13 protein-coding genes are annotated in these 14,673 nt (G+C 53.8%); 7 read left to right on the top strand and 6 right to left on the bottom strand.

The annotated features are described in order from the left end of the window. Positions 1-153: 153 nt before the first annotated feature. From GOV87_RS11630 to GOV87_RS20670, 5 genes are all read right to left on the bottom strand, one after another. Positions 154-327 carry a hypothetical protein gene (locus GOV87_RS11630; RefSeq protein WP_171211871.1) on the bottom strand — a complete coding sequence of 58 codons (174 nt, stop codon included), beginning with the start codon at positions 325-327 and terminating at the stop codon, positions 154-156. Next, positions 324-1,643, bottom strand: coding sequence for a DUF6538 domain-containing protein (locus tag GOV87_RS11625; RefSeq protein ID WP_171211870.1), 1,320 nt, complete (start codon positions 1,641-1,643; stop codon positions 324-326). The genes GOV87_RS11630 and GOV87_RS11625 overlap by 4 nt, the downstream gene beginning before the upstream one ends. Positions 1,644-1,679: 36 nt before the next feature. After that, positions 1,680-1,871 (bottom strand): hypothetical protein, encoded by a 192-nt coding sequence (locus tag GOV87_RS11620; RefSeq protein WP_170756173.1) that lies wholly within the window; start codon positions 1,869-1,871, stop codon positions 1,680-1,682. 314 nt (positions 1,872-2,185) lie between these two features. Continuing rightward, positions 2,186-4,558 carry an autotransporter outer membrane beta-barrel domain-containing protein gene (locus tag GOV87_RS11615; protein ID WP_254447363.1) on the bottom strand — a complete coding sequence of 791 codons (2,373 nt, stop codon included), beginning with the start codon at positions 4,556-4,558 and terminating at the stop codon, positions 2,186-2,188. Between the two features lie 489 nt (positions 4,559-5,047). After that, the gene (locus GOV87_RS20670) at positions 5,048-5,194 is read right to left on the bottom strand and encodes an HNH endonuclease (protein WP_170778175.1); all 147 of its coding nucleotides are present in this window, start codon (positions 5,192-5,194) and stop codon (positions 5,048-5,050) included. A gap of 323 nt (positions 5,195-5,517) precedes the next feature. Here GOV87_RS20670 and GOV87_RS11605 point away from each other — a divergent pair, with 323 nt between their 5' ends. After that, complete coding sequence (locus GOV87_RS11605; protein WP_171211868.1) at positions 5,518-6,912, top strand: primase-helicase family protein; 1,395 nt, start codon at positions 5,518-5,520, stop codon at positions 6,910-6,912. A gap of 275 nt (positions 6,913-7,187) precedes the next feature. Here GOV87_RS11605 and GOV87_RS11600 read toward each other — a convergent pair whose 3' ends face one another. Beyond that, positions 7,188-8,912: a hypothetical protein gene (locus GOV87_RS11600; RefSeq protein WP_171211867.1), complete on the bottom strand. Its 1,725-nt coding sequence runs from the start codon at positions 8,910-8,912 to the stop codon at positions 7,188-7,190. A 581-nt stretch (positions 8,913-9,493) separates the two neighbouring features. Between GOV87_RS11600 and GOV87_RS11595 the strand changes: the two genes are divergently transcribed. From GOV87_RS11595 to GOV87_RS11570, 6 genes are all read left to right on the top strand, one after another. Continuing rightward, positions 9,494-9,661 (top strand): hypothetical protein, encoded by a 168-nt coding sequence (locus GOV87_RS11595; RefSeq protein ID WP_170797848.1) that lies wholly within the window; start codon positions 9,494-9,496, stop codon positions 9,659-9,661. Next, positions 9,654-9,845, top strand: a complete 192-nt coding sequence (locus GOV87_RS11590) for a hypothetical protein (RefSeq protein ID WP_170797846.1) — start codon at positions 9,654-9,656, stop codon at positions 9,843-9,845. The genes GOV87_RS11595 and GOV87_RS11590 overlap by 8 nt, the downstream gene beginning before the upstream one ends. A gap of 38 nt (positions 9,846-9,883) precedes the next feature. After that, positions 9,884-11,188 carry a DUF6538 domain-containing protein gene (locus GOV87_RS11585; RefSeq protein WP_170797844.1) on the top strand — a complete coding sequence of 435 codons (1,305 nt, stop codon included), beginning with the start codon at positions 9,884-9,886 and terminating at the stop codon, positions 11,186-11,188. Next, the gene (locus GOV87_RS11580) at positions 11,185-11,358 is read left to right on the top strand and encodes a hypothetical protein (RefSeq protein ID WP_170502247.1); all 174 of its coding nucleotides are present in this window, start codon (positions 11,185-11,187) and stop codon (positions 11,356-11,358) included. Before GOV87_RS11585 ends, GOV87_RS11580 begins: the two co-directional genes overlap by 4 nt. Positions 11,359-11,543: 185 nt before the next feature. Beyond that, positions 11,544-11,966 carry a hypothetical protein gene (locus GOV87_RS11575; RefSeq protein ID WP_170484291.1) on the top strand — a complete coding sequence of 141 codons (423 nt, stop codon included), beginning with the start codon at positions 11,544-11,546 and terminating at the stop codon, positions 11,964-11,966. 905 nt (positions 11,967-12,871) lie between these two features. Beyond that, on the top strand, positions 12,872-14,389 hold the full coding sequence (locus GOV87_RS11570) for a hypothetical protein (protein ID WP_171211866.1): 1,518 nt from the start codon (positions 12,872-12,874) through the stop codon (positions 14,387-14,389). Positions 14,390-14,673: the final 284 nt, after the last annotated feature.

Here is a 14,673-nt window from a genome sequence, read left to right as displayed (position 1 = left end):
TGTGCCGAGCGCTACCACTGACTTGCTAGAAATCCAAGGCTGGTTTGCCCTGAGAACGGTCATTCAGCCAGCCCTCAACCAGCGTCAGCTAAAACAAAAAGAAAGCAAAGTGAGCCCCCCGGCAACCTGCTAAGGGCCGCCGAGGGTTAGTTGTCAGGGTGGTCTTCGGTTAACGACATAGTCTGCCAGCCATTGCCAGTAGGCTTCCGCATCCCGAAATCCCTGAGCCTGAGCAGCCAGATCTTCCGCTGCCTTTCGGGTGCACCCGCCATCGTATTCAGCGATAGCAGCCCGTTCCTCGAACGCGTCGATGTCAGGGAAGGTCATGAGGCAACCGTCCCATGCGGGAGTCTTATCTGGTCAACGATCGACCGACGCTGCTCGTCACTAATGCCAGCCGAGTAGATGCCGTAGGTGATCCCGTTCTCCGACCGTGCCGATTGGTGACCGACCAAAGACGCCGTGAAGTGTTCAGGGACACCTGTTCGCTCGCACTGGGTCACAAACCATTTGCGGGTCGAGTGAAACACCAGCCCCGGTCGCTCCAAGCCCAGCCGTCGTCTCAGTCTCGCAAACCCCTTGGTGACATGCGCCACGGTCAGGTCAGGAAACAGAGGCCCGGACGAAGGTAACTGGCGGAACGTCTCATCCAGCGCTGGATGGACCGGAACCAATCTCTCCGCCGCGTCCGTCTTCAAAAGTCTCAGTTGGTTAGGTTGAACATGAACGAAGCAGCCGAGATTGCCCTTGGTCACGAGGTCTTGCCGGAGTAACCCGACCGCTTCCCCCGCTCGCATCCCTGACAGCAAACAGGTCAGCAGAACCGGATGCAGGTCTCGGTCATTGGCTCCCAGCAGTCTCACCACCTCATCGTCAGTCGGGACGGCATAGGGTTGAGGACGTACTTTCCGGTCGAAGAGAACAGTTCTGAAGGGGTTCTGTTCCAGATGCCCCTCATAGACCACCCAGTCGAGGAAGTGATTGACCTGAGACCAGATACGCCGCTGGGTTCTGGCTGTAATAGTCACCGATCCCCGAGACGAGAACTCAACCAGTTGTTCCAGGGTCAGCCCACGGGTTCGCTCTGACTTGCCGATCATTGGAGACAGTTGGGCTATTGCGGACAGAAACTCTCTTCCATCTGCTCTGGTCAGGCTGCAAACCGACTGGTCGCCGTATCGACTGGCGAATAACCCAACAGAGTATCGGACCGATTTAAATCCGCTGGGTCGTAGCTCGTTACTCCGCTTGTTCAGATAGGCTCGGCTCAGGTCACGAACGGGCACTTTCACCGGCGCTGACGGTCTGGCGAAGCTGGACCGCTCCAGAGTGCATCCAGAGTCCTCCAGAGTGGCCCGGAGACGGACGAGAGACGACTCTGGCTGGTCGACCCAATCAGGAACGTCAGCGGTGCTCTCTGGGGCAGACAGGGCATCTTCAGCTTGCGACCGAACCTGGTCCACCAGTGTCTCGAACCGGGCATTGACTTCAGCGGCTCGGACGCGGGCGGTGTTGCGGTCACTGGTCTTGAGGCTCTGCTTCAGCGCCTGAGCGCCCAGCGCGAGAGCCACGTCAACGGGATAGTTACGTCTATAGAGCCACGTATGGCCCTTCAGATAGGCATAGCGAATGTGAGCAGACATGAGTCTCCTCCTTTCAGGTTTAGAATTGGGATGAGTTCAGTTGGTTGAGACGAGTCTGACGATCATCTCGAGTGCCGGTTCACCGTAGGATCCAGCCAGAGGGCCGGTGACAGCAAAGCCGGTCACGCAGTCTTCAAACACCTCTTCCACGCGGAACAGATGTTCAGGGACGTCATCGAAGGCGCGGACAACCACGACGTCACCGGGGTTTAGCTCCAGCTCAGCCATCGTCGGACCTCCACGTCCAGAGAACCGCCAGCAAAACCAGCGCGGAGACAGCGGGATGGGACCGAGAGACCACCCAGAGCATCGTCGTCAGGACGGCCTTGGGCGGTGGGTGTAAAAGAAAACCCCCGACGAGAACGCCGAGGGCAGACAGGTACTTCATGAATCAAACTCCTGCAGTTGCTTCTTTATTTAGATGCAGGAGGTTGCTCAGTTTTGACGGAGGTGGACGTTCAGGTTTTCCGCGCGGATGGCAGGTTTGCAGACGAAGGGTCGACCAGTTTCCTGCCTAAAGGAAAAACAACCGTACTGCCTTATCAGAACCGAACGCTTAAGTTTGCACCGAGGCCATGCTCTTGGCCGTTGGAGCGAACTGAATAGCCATATCCTGCCGTTAGTCTGGCCAGATCAGAAATCTGATACCCTAGCCCCAGACCAAGCACGAAGCCATTTGCCCCTCGGTTTTGTCCGACTTGTGTGAACGTGCCAAATATCGGGCTCGTTACAGTGATTTCGTGCTCACTGTCTTTGTTTGCAAAGAAGTCATATTCATACCGGGCAAAGGCGATTGGGGTTAGCAAACCACTCTCTGTCAAGAAGTCGCGTTGATAATCAACTCCAATGGAAGCGACCAGGGACTCCGCGTTCGCTTTTTCAATTGAGTAGTTGAAATCACCACCGCCAGTCTCTGTGCCTGAACCTTGTTGAATACGCCCGTAGTTCAATCCAAAAACCGTAGAGACCCTTGCACCGCTGTCCAGGTTAAACAACTTCCGTGCCTGGATACCGGCGTGAATTCCTTCTTGGTCCAAATCAGACTTTGCCTCGCCTCCCGTAAAAGCATCAACAGAAGGGTTATTCCGGTTGGCGTCCGTTTCGCCGAACATGTAACCGATCAGCCCAGAGAACTCCCACGTTCCGGTTGTTGTACGCCCATAGACACCCACGTGATAGCTGTCGGTCGAAAAGTCCTGATCGACTTGATCGTGCTCATCCATGGAGGACGTCCCGAAGCCTGCATACACTCCGACCACACCTCTATCGGTACTTGCAACATCCGCTCCGACCAAAATGGTGCCCAGCGAATAGTCGAATGTGCCAAGGCCGTTATTTCCCTCAACGTCCCCGTTCACATAGGCCGTGTCGATCCACCAGCGCCGATCAGAACAGTCGATTGCGCCACTCGGGCTATGGGCCGTGTCGATGTCGCCTGCTGCAACGGGTTGATCCTTGTTGCTGAAGCCGACCGCTTGATACTTGCGGCAGTCAGCGTGGCTCAAAACTGTGTTGGTTATCAGGTCTAATTGCTCAAGCCCAATGGTCAAGTTGGAGGAATAAGGCTCCGCGTGCACACGGTTAAACCCTGCCAGACCTGAATTGGTAAGCGTGTTTACGGCATTACCCAAGGTTGACCCATTGGTCAGATTGGTTCCGGGTGACATGTTTGTGGTGTTGGCCACCGCGCCAGTCAGATTGCTGGCATTTGGCGAATTGGTAACTGCTGGGTTCTGAGGTAAGCTTGCGACCGGTTGTGCCGTGAATGCTATATCAATCTGACCATCTGTGGTCGGCGTGTTGGCTATCGTCAAATTAGACAACGCAGGAAGAGAACCTCCAGCAACAAGCGTCGGTGCGTCTCCATCGAACCTGGAAGCCCGAAAAACAGTGTAATTGTTGCCAGCAGCATAATCTTGTGCAGTCAGACCAGGTTGGGCAGCCTCTACTTGAATTGTGGCGCGGTTAATTCCTGTAACTGGCCCGCTGGATGACACCAAGTCAGCTTTCTGCCCGGCCGTCGGATCGACTTCAGTTAAGAGCCGTGACCCAGTTTCAAACGCGATTCCGCCACTGTTGTTGAGTGTACCAATTGAAAAGCCTGGCGAAAGCACCCCGCCGTTTTTAACTGTGAAGTTGAATGCGTTCACGGTTCCCGTTCCGGCCAGCGTGCCAAAGTTCTCAAAATTTACGGTGTTCAAACTGCTTGCCGCATCAAGCCGAACGGTTGTACCTGCGGCTATCGCCATATCGCTGGTCGAAGAAATCGAACTATTCGTCAGCGTGAAGTCAGAAGCCTCTGCAATCCGGGTTTGGATAAAATACGCCCCGAAAACCACCTCGGTCGCCCCCATAACAGTCAGGTTGTCATAGGTTAACGGTCGGTCAGACTGGAAGTAGACTTCAGTGGGGTCGATATTAGCCCCGTTGAATGGAGCGAATGTCATTGATCTGCCGGAACCGATCGACGTTCCAATGAGGTTCACTCGGAGCTTCCCGTTGATGTTTGTCGCCAAGGCTTCTCGGGAAACAAAGTCTCCGCTGCCCGCCGCGACATCAACATTCAGAAGAGTTAAAACTGAAGCATTGCTTGGAACGGTATTTTGGCCGGGAACGTACAACTCAATTTCACCTGAGGACGTGATTGAGGAGTTTCCAATTGTTAGTCCTGTAATGGGCCCGTTTGGGATCGGAAGACACGTGCGTTCCGTCGTTGAGATTGTTTGATTGACGCGAGTGCTTTCAGATCCAGAAGAGTACTCTATCCGAGGAGAACCCAATTCTACGCAGGCTTGCGAGCTTTGAGCTTGCGCGTCGTCCGTCACCAGCACAAAAGCCAAGGCTCCCAGTGTTGAATTAATGAAAACTGAACGCTGAGCATGTTGTGCCGTCGGTGCCGAGCTCTTTGTTTCCATCACCTTTCTCCTCTTATTCCATCGGCGAGAGTACACCCAAATGTGATACACCGTGAGTCTTTTGGCGTGCTTAAAAAAGTTGAACGATTGACTGCTTTGGGCTCGAAGCGGCAGTTCGCTGCATTAGGATTGAACATCCGCTCCGCCCCAACCCGCCAGCACCAGCAACCAGTCTTCAGCACCCGGAACGACTCGTCAGTGGGTCGTCAGCGCCAGTGGACGGCCCTCTAGCGGTCTAGTTGGCAGCCTCTCTAGCAGCCAAAATGCCCCCGAAACCGCCCCAGTTTCTCGGGCTTCGCTGAAAAGCCGATAACAATCATCGGACAGCAAGGATTCCTACCACCCCAGCCAGTCCTTCAGAACATGGAACGACAGCAGGCACTTGGGGCTAAACCCTCCGAGAAATGCCCCAGTTTATGCCCCAGTGGTTTCGGGTGTTACGGGTGCCGAAGGTGGGCCCTCAGAGGTCGTTGAAGGCCCATGCCACAGTCATAGCAGGTCTCGATCGACCCCGTTCGCCCAGAAGTCCCAGTCGTCGCGCTTGTTATCCGCCGCCGACCCCTCAATCAGGTGCTCAGGACGGACGCAGCGCTCGTTATGACAGCGATGACGCACCACCGTCGCCTCATCGATCACCGCCCGGTTAATCACGCAGTAAACGAACCGCGCAGAGGCCACTTGGCGACCGATATCGACGTTTATTTCAGGTGAATTTCACGGCCAAATTCGGTCGTTTTTTGCATCAGCAGGAAAAATGCACCTTAGAAGTCCATTTTTGCCATAAAAATAAGGGGTTTCAGGCCACTTTTCGCCCCATGAATTCTTCCAGGGCACACTATAGAAGAGAAGAACGCGATTATGCACCTGGTGCGTGCCCCCCATAAACGGTCTAATCAGCCGTCTCCTCATACGGGGTGCGTGGCTAAGCCGGGAGCATCAATGATGGGAGATAACCATCAATGGAAACCAACAACAATCCAACTGCTGGAGCGGAGGTAACCGAGCAAGTTCAACGTTTAGCAAAGGCCTATGGCGATCAGATCGTTCGGAGGGACAATAAGTTCTTCGACGTCGAGAATCTGAGTGTTCCACTGTCGCGCAATGACGTCGAGCGCATGATCCTGAACCGAGTACGAGACGAGCATCCTGAAGTCCCACTGAGCAAAGACCTTGTCAAAGGCTTATTCAAGCTGCTGATCGAAACGCAGCATACTGACGCCGACCGGTCATTTCAGGTCTGGAACGGAACGGCAATCTGTGAGGCCGGAAACTCTAATCGACTGATACGGTCACGGGGTGCGGTCGCAGCCAATACATGGGTCGAACCGGAATATCGCCAACTCAAGATCAATTCAGCTGAGCTTGGCGTCGTCGGGCAATTCTTCGACGAGTTCTTTCAGCTCGAGCACGACCGTGAGCAGTTCATGAACTGGCTGGCATGGAGCCTTCAGAACGAGGGAGAAAAGCCAGCTTGGGCTCCGTTCCTGTATTCGCGGGGAAGAGGTACTGGGAAAAGTACAACGGCTCGCATTCTGACCGAACTCTTTGGCACTTCGAATACCGTCGTTCCAAATAACGTCAGCAAGCTAACGCAGCAGTTCAACGCCACGGTTCTGACAAGCAAACTTGTGGTGTGTGAGGAAACCCAAATCAAGCCGGGGTCGCCGCAGGAAAACGCAATCAAGACCTTCATCACTGACCCTTACGTTCTGATTGAGCGGAAAGGGATTGAAGCTGAGCGTGCCAAGCAGTCTTGCTGCTTCCTGTTCACCTCGAACATCTGGCCATCATGGATCGGTGAGGGGGAGCGGCGTTACCTCGTAATGGATGTGAACCATGACGGTCGATCAGGGGGCTCTCGCGCCAACGAGTTTTCGAACCTCGTCGGTCAGGTTCATCAGTTCCTGGATGATCCGGCGAACGTGGCCCGTGTTTATAACGCCTTGATGCAGAGACAACTGCCGGTCGGATTCAGCGCCAAGAGCTTGAACATCGCTGACCATCAGACCCCGACCATGGAACGCCTGCACCAGACCAGTCGAGACACAATCGTTGATCGGTTGGAGGAAGAATTGAATGCTAGTGGGCTCGTCGCCTTGCCTGAAGCGGGGGTCGTTGAGTTCGTCCAGACGCACCTCAAAGGAAACATCAATCAAACCAAGCATCTCATGGATGAGTTGGATTGGCAGAAGACCAAGGTCAAGTGGGGTGGCAAGGACTATCAACGCGCGATCTGGGTCAAGTCTGGTTACTGGATCGACCAGGGCAAAATCCATGGCCCTGACTTTGAGCCGGTGAGCATCAACGATCACATTGCTGGTGATACCCGGTTCGCCGAAGTGGAGATCATATGATGGATGGTCAACACTTCTTCTTGAGAGACGACTGCGAGATCTGGCTGCAGGACATCATGGACACCCACTACGAGGAGGCCCTTTCGAGGGCCAACTCCGTCCTATCGCAAACCACAGAGGATGAGAACGGGTGCTGGGTTACCTCGACGCAGGGACGGCCGAAAACACGGTTCAAGGGCCGACAGGTAGCCTCTGCGCGGTTCGTTTACTGCGTGGTTGCTGAAGACTGGTCGCTGGTGCTGGCGGGGGCTTTGGTGGGGTTGATATTGTGTGGGCTAGGGAAATATCCCGTGCTTTTCTTCCATTACTTCCGCTAACCAAATCAAGCTTTCTGAGTCCAAACAAATTCGAACAATTTCCTGCCATGTCACGCGACGAATAAGACCAGGTACCCGGCACGCGGAAGCAGCTTGTCTAATTTGAACGTCCGCAGCTCCGCCAACTTTGTACCTAGGATTTCGGCCATCATATACGAAGACGGCGTGTCCATTTGAAGGATCCACATTTCCGTCAATATTGGTGACTGCAGCGAGTACGTTCCGGACGATCTGATAAGTTGGTAAAAGTGGGCAGGGAGACAGATCCTGCTTGTCGCTCCAATCAAATAAGTCAGGTATGTGATCCCAATAAGAAACGCCAACTTCCGTTAAAGCGCAGCGCGTTTGCCTGTTTTGCTGACGAGTATAGGTCCCATCGCACAAAGGCGTCTCGGACTTTTGCGGCTTGACGCGCGAGCAAATTCCGAACTCGGATTCGCTAAACTTGCATTCAACGGCTACCCGGTAATCGTCCCTTTCTAGGCAGACATCCAATTGCGTTGGTCGAGGCTCATTAAGCGTTTGAACGTCGACTTCCATGGACAGCGCAGTTTCTTGAGAAACGTTTCCAAAAGCTGAACGCCCACATTGGGCCGGAATTTGGGACAGTAATTCCAACTGGCCTGCGGCTTTGAAGGCTCCAAAAACACTTTGAGCCATCGCCTGCGAGCTTCTGAAAGATCGAAAATGCCTATGGCGATCCGTTGCTGCAATTTCAGCTTCAATCTCCGAGGCCATTCTTTCGTCGGATGGCAGCATGAGATTGAGATAAGGTTTTGAAACGGAGACGACTGGCGGCCTTCCCGGTGCCGATTGCACGTCGAGGTCGCCCTTGGAGAACGATTTGGCATAATTCCACCAAACCCCTTGCAGCAGCGCTTCGTGTTTTTTTGGTTCCGCCCCCATTTCACTTGATTTTTGCAAAGCACTTTTGGGCAACGAGTTCTGGTACTCAATTTGGGATAGCCCGATTAATCTTGGTGCTCTGCTTCGCTGGCCATATTGGACTTTTGCGTTCGGCAAGGATGCGAAGATTATACTAAGGCCAAGGACATTTGAGATTTCTTGCGACTTTTCTTCGAGAACAGACTTAAAGGCTCTGTCAGATGTAAGCCATCGCGACCACCAATCTGCTTCTCCTAGGACCACGATATCAGGCCGCTCCAAGACCATCTCACGACCAAAGGTGTCACGAATTTCCTTCGCAATTCTCGGAAGATTGGCCTCAACGATGGCGGCATATCGTAACCCTTCCAGCAGAGCGACAGGGGGCGGATCACTAGGGCCACCCGAGTGCCCAATCACCTTGAGTTCAACTAGTACAGCTCGGCCATGTTCCGTCAGGCCGAACATATCGATCTTTCCGATTTCACGATCTGCACGTGTCGCCTTTAGCGGAACTTGATAATCAAGCAGCTCAAATCGAGTCCCGTCTGGTAAATCCCAGCCCTCCTGTGCGTTAACCATCGCAATCGCAAAATGCTCTTCCCTGCGGTTCGTCTTCCCTTCAGTCGTAGGATAGCCACTTCTCCCTCCTAAATAGGGGCGACCAGTTGGACGTTTCGGAGCTTCTTCCTTAAGGCATTGATAGGCTTGGCAATACGAAGCTACGTCAATTCGCGCGACGTCTTTCGTTAATGAAGATTTTGGCCAGCGGCGGGCAAACAATAGATCAAATGTCATGTAACTTTATTAATCAGCGAAGTATGACTTGTCATGTCTGGCAGAGGTCCATCCGAGAGATCAATTCGGGCCGTACCTCGCAATTTACTACGCTAGGCCCTCTCGACTCCACCGAGCCTTTATCTGGCAGGGGTTATGCTTGTTCTCGGCGTCCTGATGAGCCCGTGCATGACAGCTTGGGCATAGTGCAATCGCGATGAAAGTTTTCTTGCCCGTTGATATGTCGGAGCAAAGTTCCTCACCGCAGATCTCGAGCAACTCCCCGCGCGACATTAACTCTTTGGTGGTGATGCCACATTGCTGGCACTGCGCCTCTTCAAGGGCGCACCTGACTTCCTCAACCGAGACGATCCGTTGATAGTTGCATTCAGTATCGGCCATTTTCATACCCCGCGAAATCGTTGACAACTCAACCCTGTGCAATGGACCTGCTCTGGCCTCACCCAGTATTCGGCTTGGATCATTCACGCTAACGCAGGTGTCGATCGCAAACAAGCCAGCGAGTATCACTCACACCTTGCCCCCAGAAACCGAGCAACCTCCTGCATCTAAATAAAGAAGCAACTGCAGGAGTTTGATCCATGAAGTACCTGTCCGCCCTCGGCGTTCTCGTCGGGGGTTTTCTTTTGCACCCACCGCCCAAGGCTGTCCTGACGACGATGCTCTGGGTGGTTTCGCGGTCTCATCCCGCTGTCTCGGCGCTGGTTCTGCTGGCGGTCCTCTCGACGTGGAGGTCCAACGATGACTGAACTGGAGCTGAACCCCGGTGACGTCGTGGTCGTTCGCGCCTTTGATGACGTCCCTGAGCATCTGTTCCGCGTGGACGAGGTGTTCGAAGACTGCGTGACCGGCTTTGCCGTCACCGGCCCTCTGGCTGGGTCCTACGGCGAACCAGCCCTCGAGATGATCCTACGGGTTGTCTCAATCAACTGAACCCATCCCAAAATTCAAAACAGAAAAGGAGGAGATTGATGTCTGCTCACGTTCGCTATGCCTATCTGAAGGGCCATACGTGGCTCTATAGACGAAACTATCCCGTTGACGTGGCTCTCGCGCTGGGCGCTCAGGCGCTGAAGCAGAGCCTCAAGACCAGTGACCGCAACACCGCCCGTGTCCGAGCCGCTGAAGTCAATGCGCGGTTCGAGACACTTGTGGAACAGGTTCGGTCCCAAGCAGAGGAGACCCTGTCTGCCCCAGAGAACACCGCTGACGTTCCTGATTGGGTCGATCAGCCAGAGTCGTCTCTCGTCCGTCTCCGGGCCACTCTGGAGGACTCTGGATGCAATCTGGAGCGGTCTGCCTTCATCAGGCCAACAGCACCAGTGAAAGTGCCGGTTCGTGACCTGAGTCGAGCCTATCTCAACAAGCGCAGTAACGAACTACGACCCAGCGGGTTCAAATCGGTCCGATACTCTGTCGGGTTGTTCTCTAGCCGACACGGGGACCAGCCGGTTTGCAGTCTGACCAGAGCAGACGGACGAGAGTTCCTGACGGCAATAGCCCAACTGTCTCCAATGATTGGCAAGTCAGAACGAACCCGTGGACTGACCTTGGACCAACTGGTCGCGTACTCATCTCGGGGATCAGTGACCATAACAGCCAGAACCCAGCGGCGTATCTGGTCACAGGTCAATCACTTCCTCGACTGGGTGGTCTACGAGGGGCATCTGGAACAGAACCCATTCCGGACCGTTCTCTTCGATCGCAAGGTGCGTCCTCAACCCTATGCCGTGCCGACTGACGATGAAGTCGTGCGACTGCTCCAAGCCAAGGACCGGGAACTGCACTCCGTTCTGCTGACCTGCCTGTTGACGGGAATGCGAGCGGGGGAAGCGGTGGGGTTGCTCCGGGAAGACCTCGTGACCAAGGGCAATCTCGGATGCTTCGTTCATGTTCAACCCAATGAGTTAAGACTGCTTAAGACGGACGCGGCTGAAAGACTGGTTCCGGTTCACCCGGTGCTGGACGAGACTTTCCGGCAACTGCCTAGCCAAGGCCCTCTGTTTCCTGACCTAACCGTGGCGCATGTCACCAAGGGGTTTGCACGACTGAGACGGCGGCTGGGACTGGAGCGACCGGGGCTAGTGTTTCACTCGACCCGCAAGTGGTTTGTAACCCAGTGCGAGCGAACAGGTGTTCCTGAACACTTCACGGCATCACTGGTCGGTCACCAATCTGCACGGTCAGAGAACGGGATCACCTATGGCATCTACTCGGCGGGCATCAGCGACGAGCAACGCCGGTCTATCGTCGATCAGATAAGACTTCCGGTATGAGTTTCCCGGACATTGATGCGTTCGAGGAACGGGCTGCTATCGCCGAGTTCGATGGCGGTTGCACCCGTAAAGCAGCGGAAGATCTGGCGGCTCGCGCTCAAGGGTTCCGGGATGCGGAAGCCTATTGGCAGTGGTTGGCCGACTATGTCGTCAACCGAAGACCACCCTGACGACCAACCCTCGGCGGCCCTTAGTGGGTTGCCGGGGGATCACTTTGCTTTCTTTTTGAAAGGAATGACTAAAATCCAACATCGACAGCGCGGTTTATTAGTTATTGTCTTTTTTAGTACTTTATTGAATCATACTGGCTCTAATATTTTGATAAGATGCAGTTTTCGCGTCGGTGTAATGGGTAATGATAGATATGTTTAAGTGGGTTCAAAAAGGCGCTCTTGACACAACGAAAATAGTCAATGGCGCGTTTAACAAGGCTGTAAAACAGACTGGAGCTGTACTGGACAGTGAAACAGCAAAGCGGCTCAAGGAAAGCACCGTTTCTGCGATGACGATGGCTGGCAACATCGCCAAGAACATGTCTGATTTGAATGGCGATGGGAAAGTCGACGCTGAAGATCTTAAAGTTGCGGCGGAAAAGGCAGGCATAGCTTGGGATAGTATCGACGCAGACTTAAAGACCGCATTGCTAGCTGGCGGAGTGGCAGGCGTAGGTGTCAACATCGTGCCGTTCGTGGGGCAAGCTATAGCTATCCCAACTTTTATCGGAACAACTGCGTATTTCTACCTTGTCACCAAGCTTAACAATTTAAAGAAAAAGTAAGTTCCATAAATTAAAGCGGTAACCAACCTTCAGCGGCTAATCAAAGCCTGCGACCCGCGCCAATGCCCCACCAACACCCCCGACCCACCAGCACCAGCAACCAGTCTTCAGCCCCCGGAACGACTCGTCAGCGGTCCAGAACGGTCGCTCTAGCGGTCTAGGCAGCTCCCGTTAACGGTCGATCCAGCGGTCAAAATGCCCCCGAAACCGCCCCAGTTGGTCAGGCTAGTGGGAAAACGCGATAACAATCATCGGAGGGCAAGGATTCCTACCACCCCAGCCAGTTCATCAGAACATGGAACGACAGCAGGCGCTTGGGCTTGAACCCTCCGAGAAATGCCCCCGTTTATGCCCCCGCACCAATCACACACACCTTGCTAGTCTGCAATGCTGTTTGCACGGTCAGCAGTGACCTCCCCCAGACAAAGGGAAAGGCCGATAGCGGTTGTGGCTGAGTATAGTCGCGCATAGGGATAAGTAATGGAAAACGCAGGATAAAGAGGAGAAGAGAAACTCAAACCTCTCACCCCCACCCGAGCCTCCAGTTTCCTCATCCCCCCAGAGATTCCAGATACGCTAACCGCTCGCTGAAGATACGCTGACGAACCCTATAGGCGTGGGTAACAAAAAAAGCCTTGATTGTTTACTCAACCAAAGATAGTTTCGGCTTCCTTGAACCGCCCGCATCCCGTGGGCACCATGATCAGCGTCTAGAGGCGCTATAGCGGTTTGGTCCGCTATCGAGGCACCTGAAGGGCCTCAATTCTCAAACACAACATAACCCACAGTCGAGGTGCGTCTCGTTGATGGCTTGATGCTGTCTTCGGTTCCGCCCGGCTAATCACGTCTTCAGGGCCTCAATGCGCTCTGGGCGTGGTCGCATATATTGAGGACCAAATTGACTCATGGAAGAAACATACGCTGGAAAGACCCTAGACGACTTTCCGATCACAAATCCGCACTACTCCAAACTACTAGATGTTCACCGATTTTCAGAACACCCGAACGTTTCCCATCTGACCAAGCAGATCTGGGCAATATGTTATGGGGAACCAGAAAGCAGCAACCCAAGGAAGGGTGGCGTAAGACCCAAAGCGAACAGTTTCGCTCAACTTCGCGCTATATTGCTCGATCTTTTTGTGGCTTGGGATACCGACCCCGAACTGTCCATTGGCGTAGCGATGAGCAACACAGCCTGGAGCACGGGATCCCGGTATAACAAGATAGGGATGTCCCGCTTAGCACCGAAGATAATACATCGGCTGCATGAAGTTGGTTACATCTCATTGGCGGCTGGCAGCTATACCGTTCCCGGTGCCAACTCGAACCGTACCACCCGGATTAGGGCCGCAGAACCGCTTAGGCAAATGTTTCGGGACGCTAAGTTTGGACCACAGCATATTCTGACCCATCCGGGAAAGGAGTGCATTCTAATGCGATCCAGCGAGAAGTCAGAAAGAAACATCGAATACAAGGATACTCCAGTCACGGACTGGATGAGAGCAGACCTGATGAAGTACAACGGGTTGTTGCTGCGAACTTTCATCGACATACCCGATCAGGAAGACACGTTCATTGAGCGTCCGATTAAGTCTGGTGCTCGTGCGGGCGAGATAACCCGAGTTCCTATCTGTGGGTTCGATAACTTCGTTCACCGTGTCTTCAATCGCAACGACTGGTCATGCGGTGGCCGCTTCTATGGTGGCTGGTGGCAATCGGTGGGTTCAGAGGTTCGGAAGCGCATCCACATCAACGACGAACCGACAGTCGAGGTGGACTATCAAGCCCTTCACGTCGCGATTCTGGCAGCAAAGAGAGGAGTTAAGCTGGAGGGTGATCCCTATGAGTTGGATGAACAACCATTGCCTGACTTGGATAACGTGAAGCAGCGCAAGTTGGTGAAACTGCTGATCCTCATGGCTCTTAACGCCAAGAACGAGCGGTCAGCTTATAGTGCGTTCCGGGACGCTTCTCCGGTTGGCTCGATGGCAAAGTCGATGAAGAATGCGGAACTTCGGTTGGTATTAGATGCTGCTATCAAGAAACATCCATTCCTTGAGGATGACCTCTGTGCGGATCGTGGGATAACACTGATGAACTTGGACAGTTTGATGGCTTCAATGGTGATCAGACATTTCACCAGACAGAAGATACCTGTCCTGTGCATCCACGACAGTTTCCTGATTGGTTATTCGTATGCAATACGGCTCAAGACAGCCATGAATCTTGCAGCGAAGAGGGTTCTTGGTTGCCCGGTTGCCCTGTCCAATAATTATCTGGGGTTAGATGAGGTGGAACGAAGCACTCCCAGTTTGGTCGATGATTACATGGATATGCGCCATCTTCCTCGCACCCACGCCTATAGGGTTCGTCAGCGTATCTTCAGCGAGCGGTTAGCGTATCTGGAATCTCTGGGGGGATGAGGAAACTGGAGGCTCGGGTGGGGGTGAGAGGCTTGAGTTTCTCTTCTCCCCTTTATCCTGCGTTTTCCATTACTTATCCCTATGCCCGACTATACTCGGCCATAACCGCTATCGGCCTTTCCCTTTGTCTGGGGGAGGTCACTGCTGACCGTGCAAACAGCATTGCAGACTAGCAAGACATGTGTGATCTGAGCGGGGGCATAAACGGGGGCATTTCTCGGAGGGTTCAAGCCCAAGCGCCTGCTGTCGTTCCATGTTCTGATGAACTGGCTGGGGTGGTAGGA

The sequence above is a fragment of the Ruegeria sp. HKCCA5426 genome (assembly GCF_013034585.1).
GTDB lineage: Bacteria > Pseudomonadota > Alphaproteobacteria > Rhodobacterales > Rhodobacteraceae > Ruegeria.
This window is presented reverse-complemented; position numbering and strand designations above follow the sequence as displayed.

What these genes read in the sequence shown, in the direction of transcription:
- GOV87_RS11625 (WP_171211870.1), bottom strand. Translation starts at nt 1,643, where the DNA reads ATGTCTGCTCACATTCGCTATGCCTATCTGAAGGGCCATACGTGGCTC.
- GOV87_RS11600 (WP_171211867.1), bottom strand. Translation starts at nt 8,912, where the DNA reads ATGACATTTGATCTATTGTTTGCCCGCCGCTGGCCAAAATCTTCATTA.
- GOV87_RS11630 (WP_171211871.1), bottom strand. Translation starts at nt 327, where the DNA reads ATGACCTTCCCTGACATCGACGCGTTCGAGGAACGGGCTGCTATCGCT.
- GOV87_RS11575 (WP_170484291.1), top strand. Translation starts at nt 11,544, where the DNA reads ATGATAGATATGTTTAAGTGGGTTCAAAAAGGCGCTCTTGACACAACG.
- GOV87_RS11620 (WP_170756173.1), bottom strand. Translation starts at nt 1,871, where the DNA reads ATGGCTGAGCTGGAGCTAAACCCCGGTGACGTCGTGGTTGTCCGCGCC.
- GOV87_RS11595 (WP_170797848.1), top strand. Translation starts at nt 9,494, where the DNA reads ATGAAGTACCTGTCCGCCCTCGGCGTTCTCGTCGGGGGTTTTCTTTTG.
- GOV87_RS11585 (WP_170797844.1), top strand. Translation starts at nt 9,884, where the DNA reads ATGTCTGCTCACGTTCGCTATGCCTATCTGAAGGGCCATACGTGGCTC.
- GOV87_RS11580 (WP_170502247.1), top strand. Translation starts at nt 11,185, where the DNA reads ATGAGTTTCCCGGACATTGATGCGTTCGAGGAACGGGCTGCTATCGCC.
- GOV87_RS11615 (WP_254447363.1), bottom strand. Translation starts at nt 4,558, where the DNA reads ATGGAAACAAAGAGCTCGGCACCGACGGCACAACATGCTCAGCGTTCA.
- GOV87_RS11590 (WP_170797846.1), top strand. Translation starts at nt 9,654, where the DNA reads ATGACTGAACTGGAGCTGAACCCCGGTGACGTCGTGGTCGTTCGCGCC.
- GOV87_RS11570 (WP_171211866.1), top strand. Translation starts at nt 12,872, where the DNA reads ATGGAAGAAACATACGCTGGAAAGACCCTAGACGACTTTCCGATCACA.
- GOV87_RS11605 (WP_171211868.1), top strand. Translation starts at nt 5,518, where the DNA reads ATGGAAACCAACAACAATCCAACTGCTGGAGCGGAGGTAACCGAGCAA.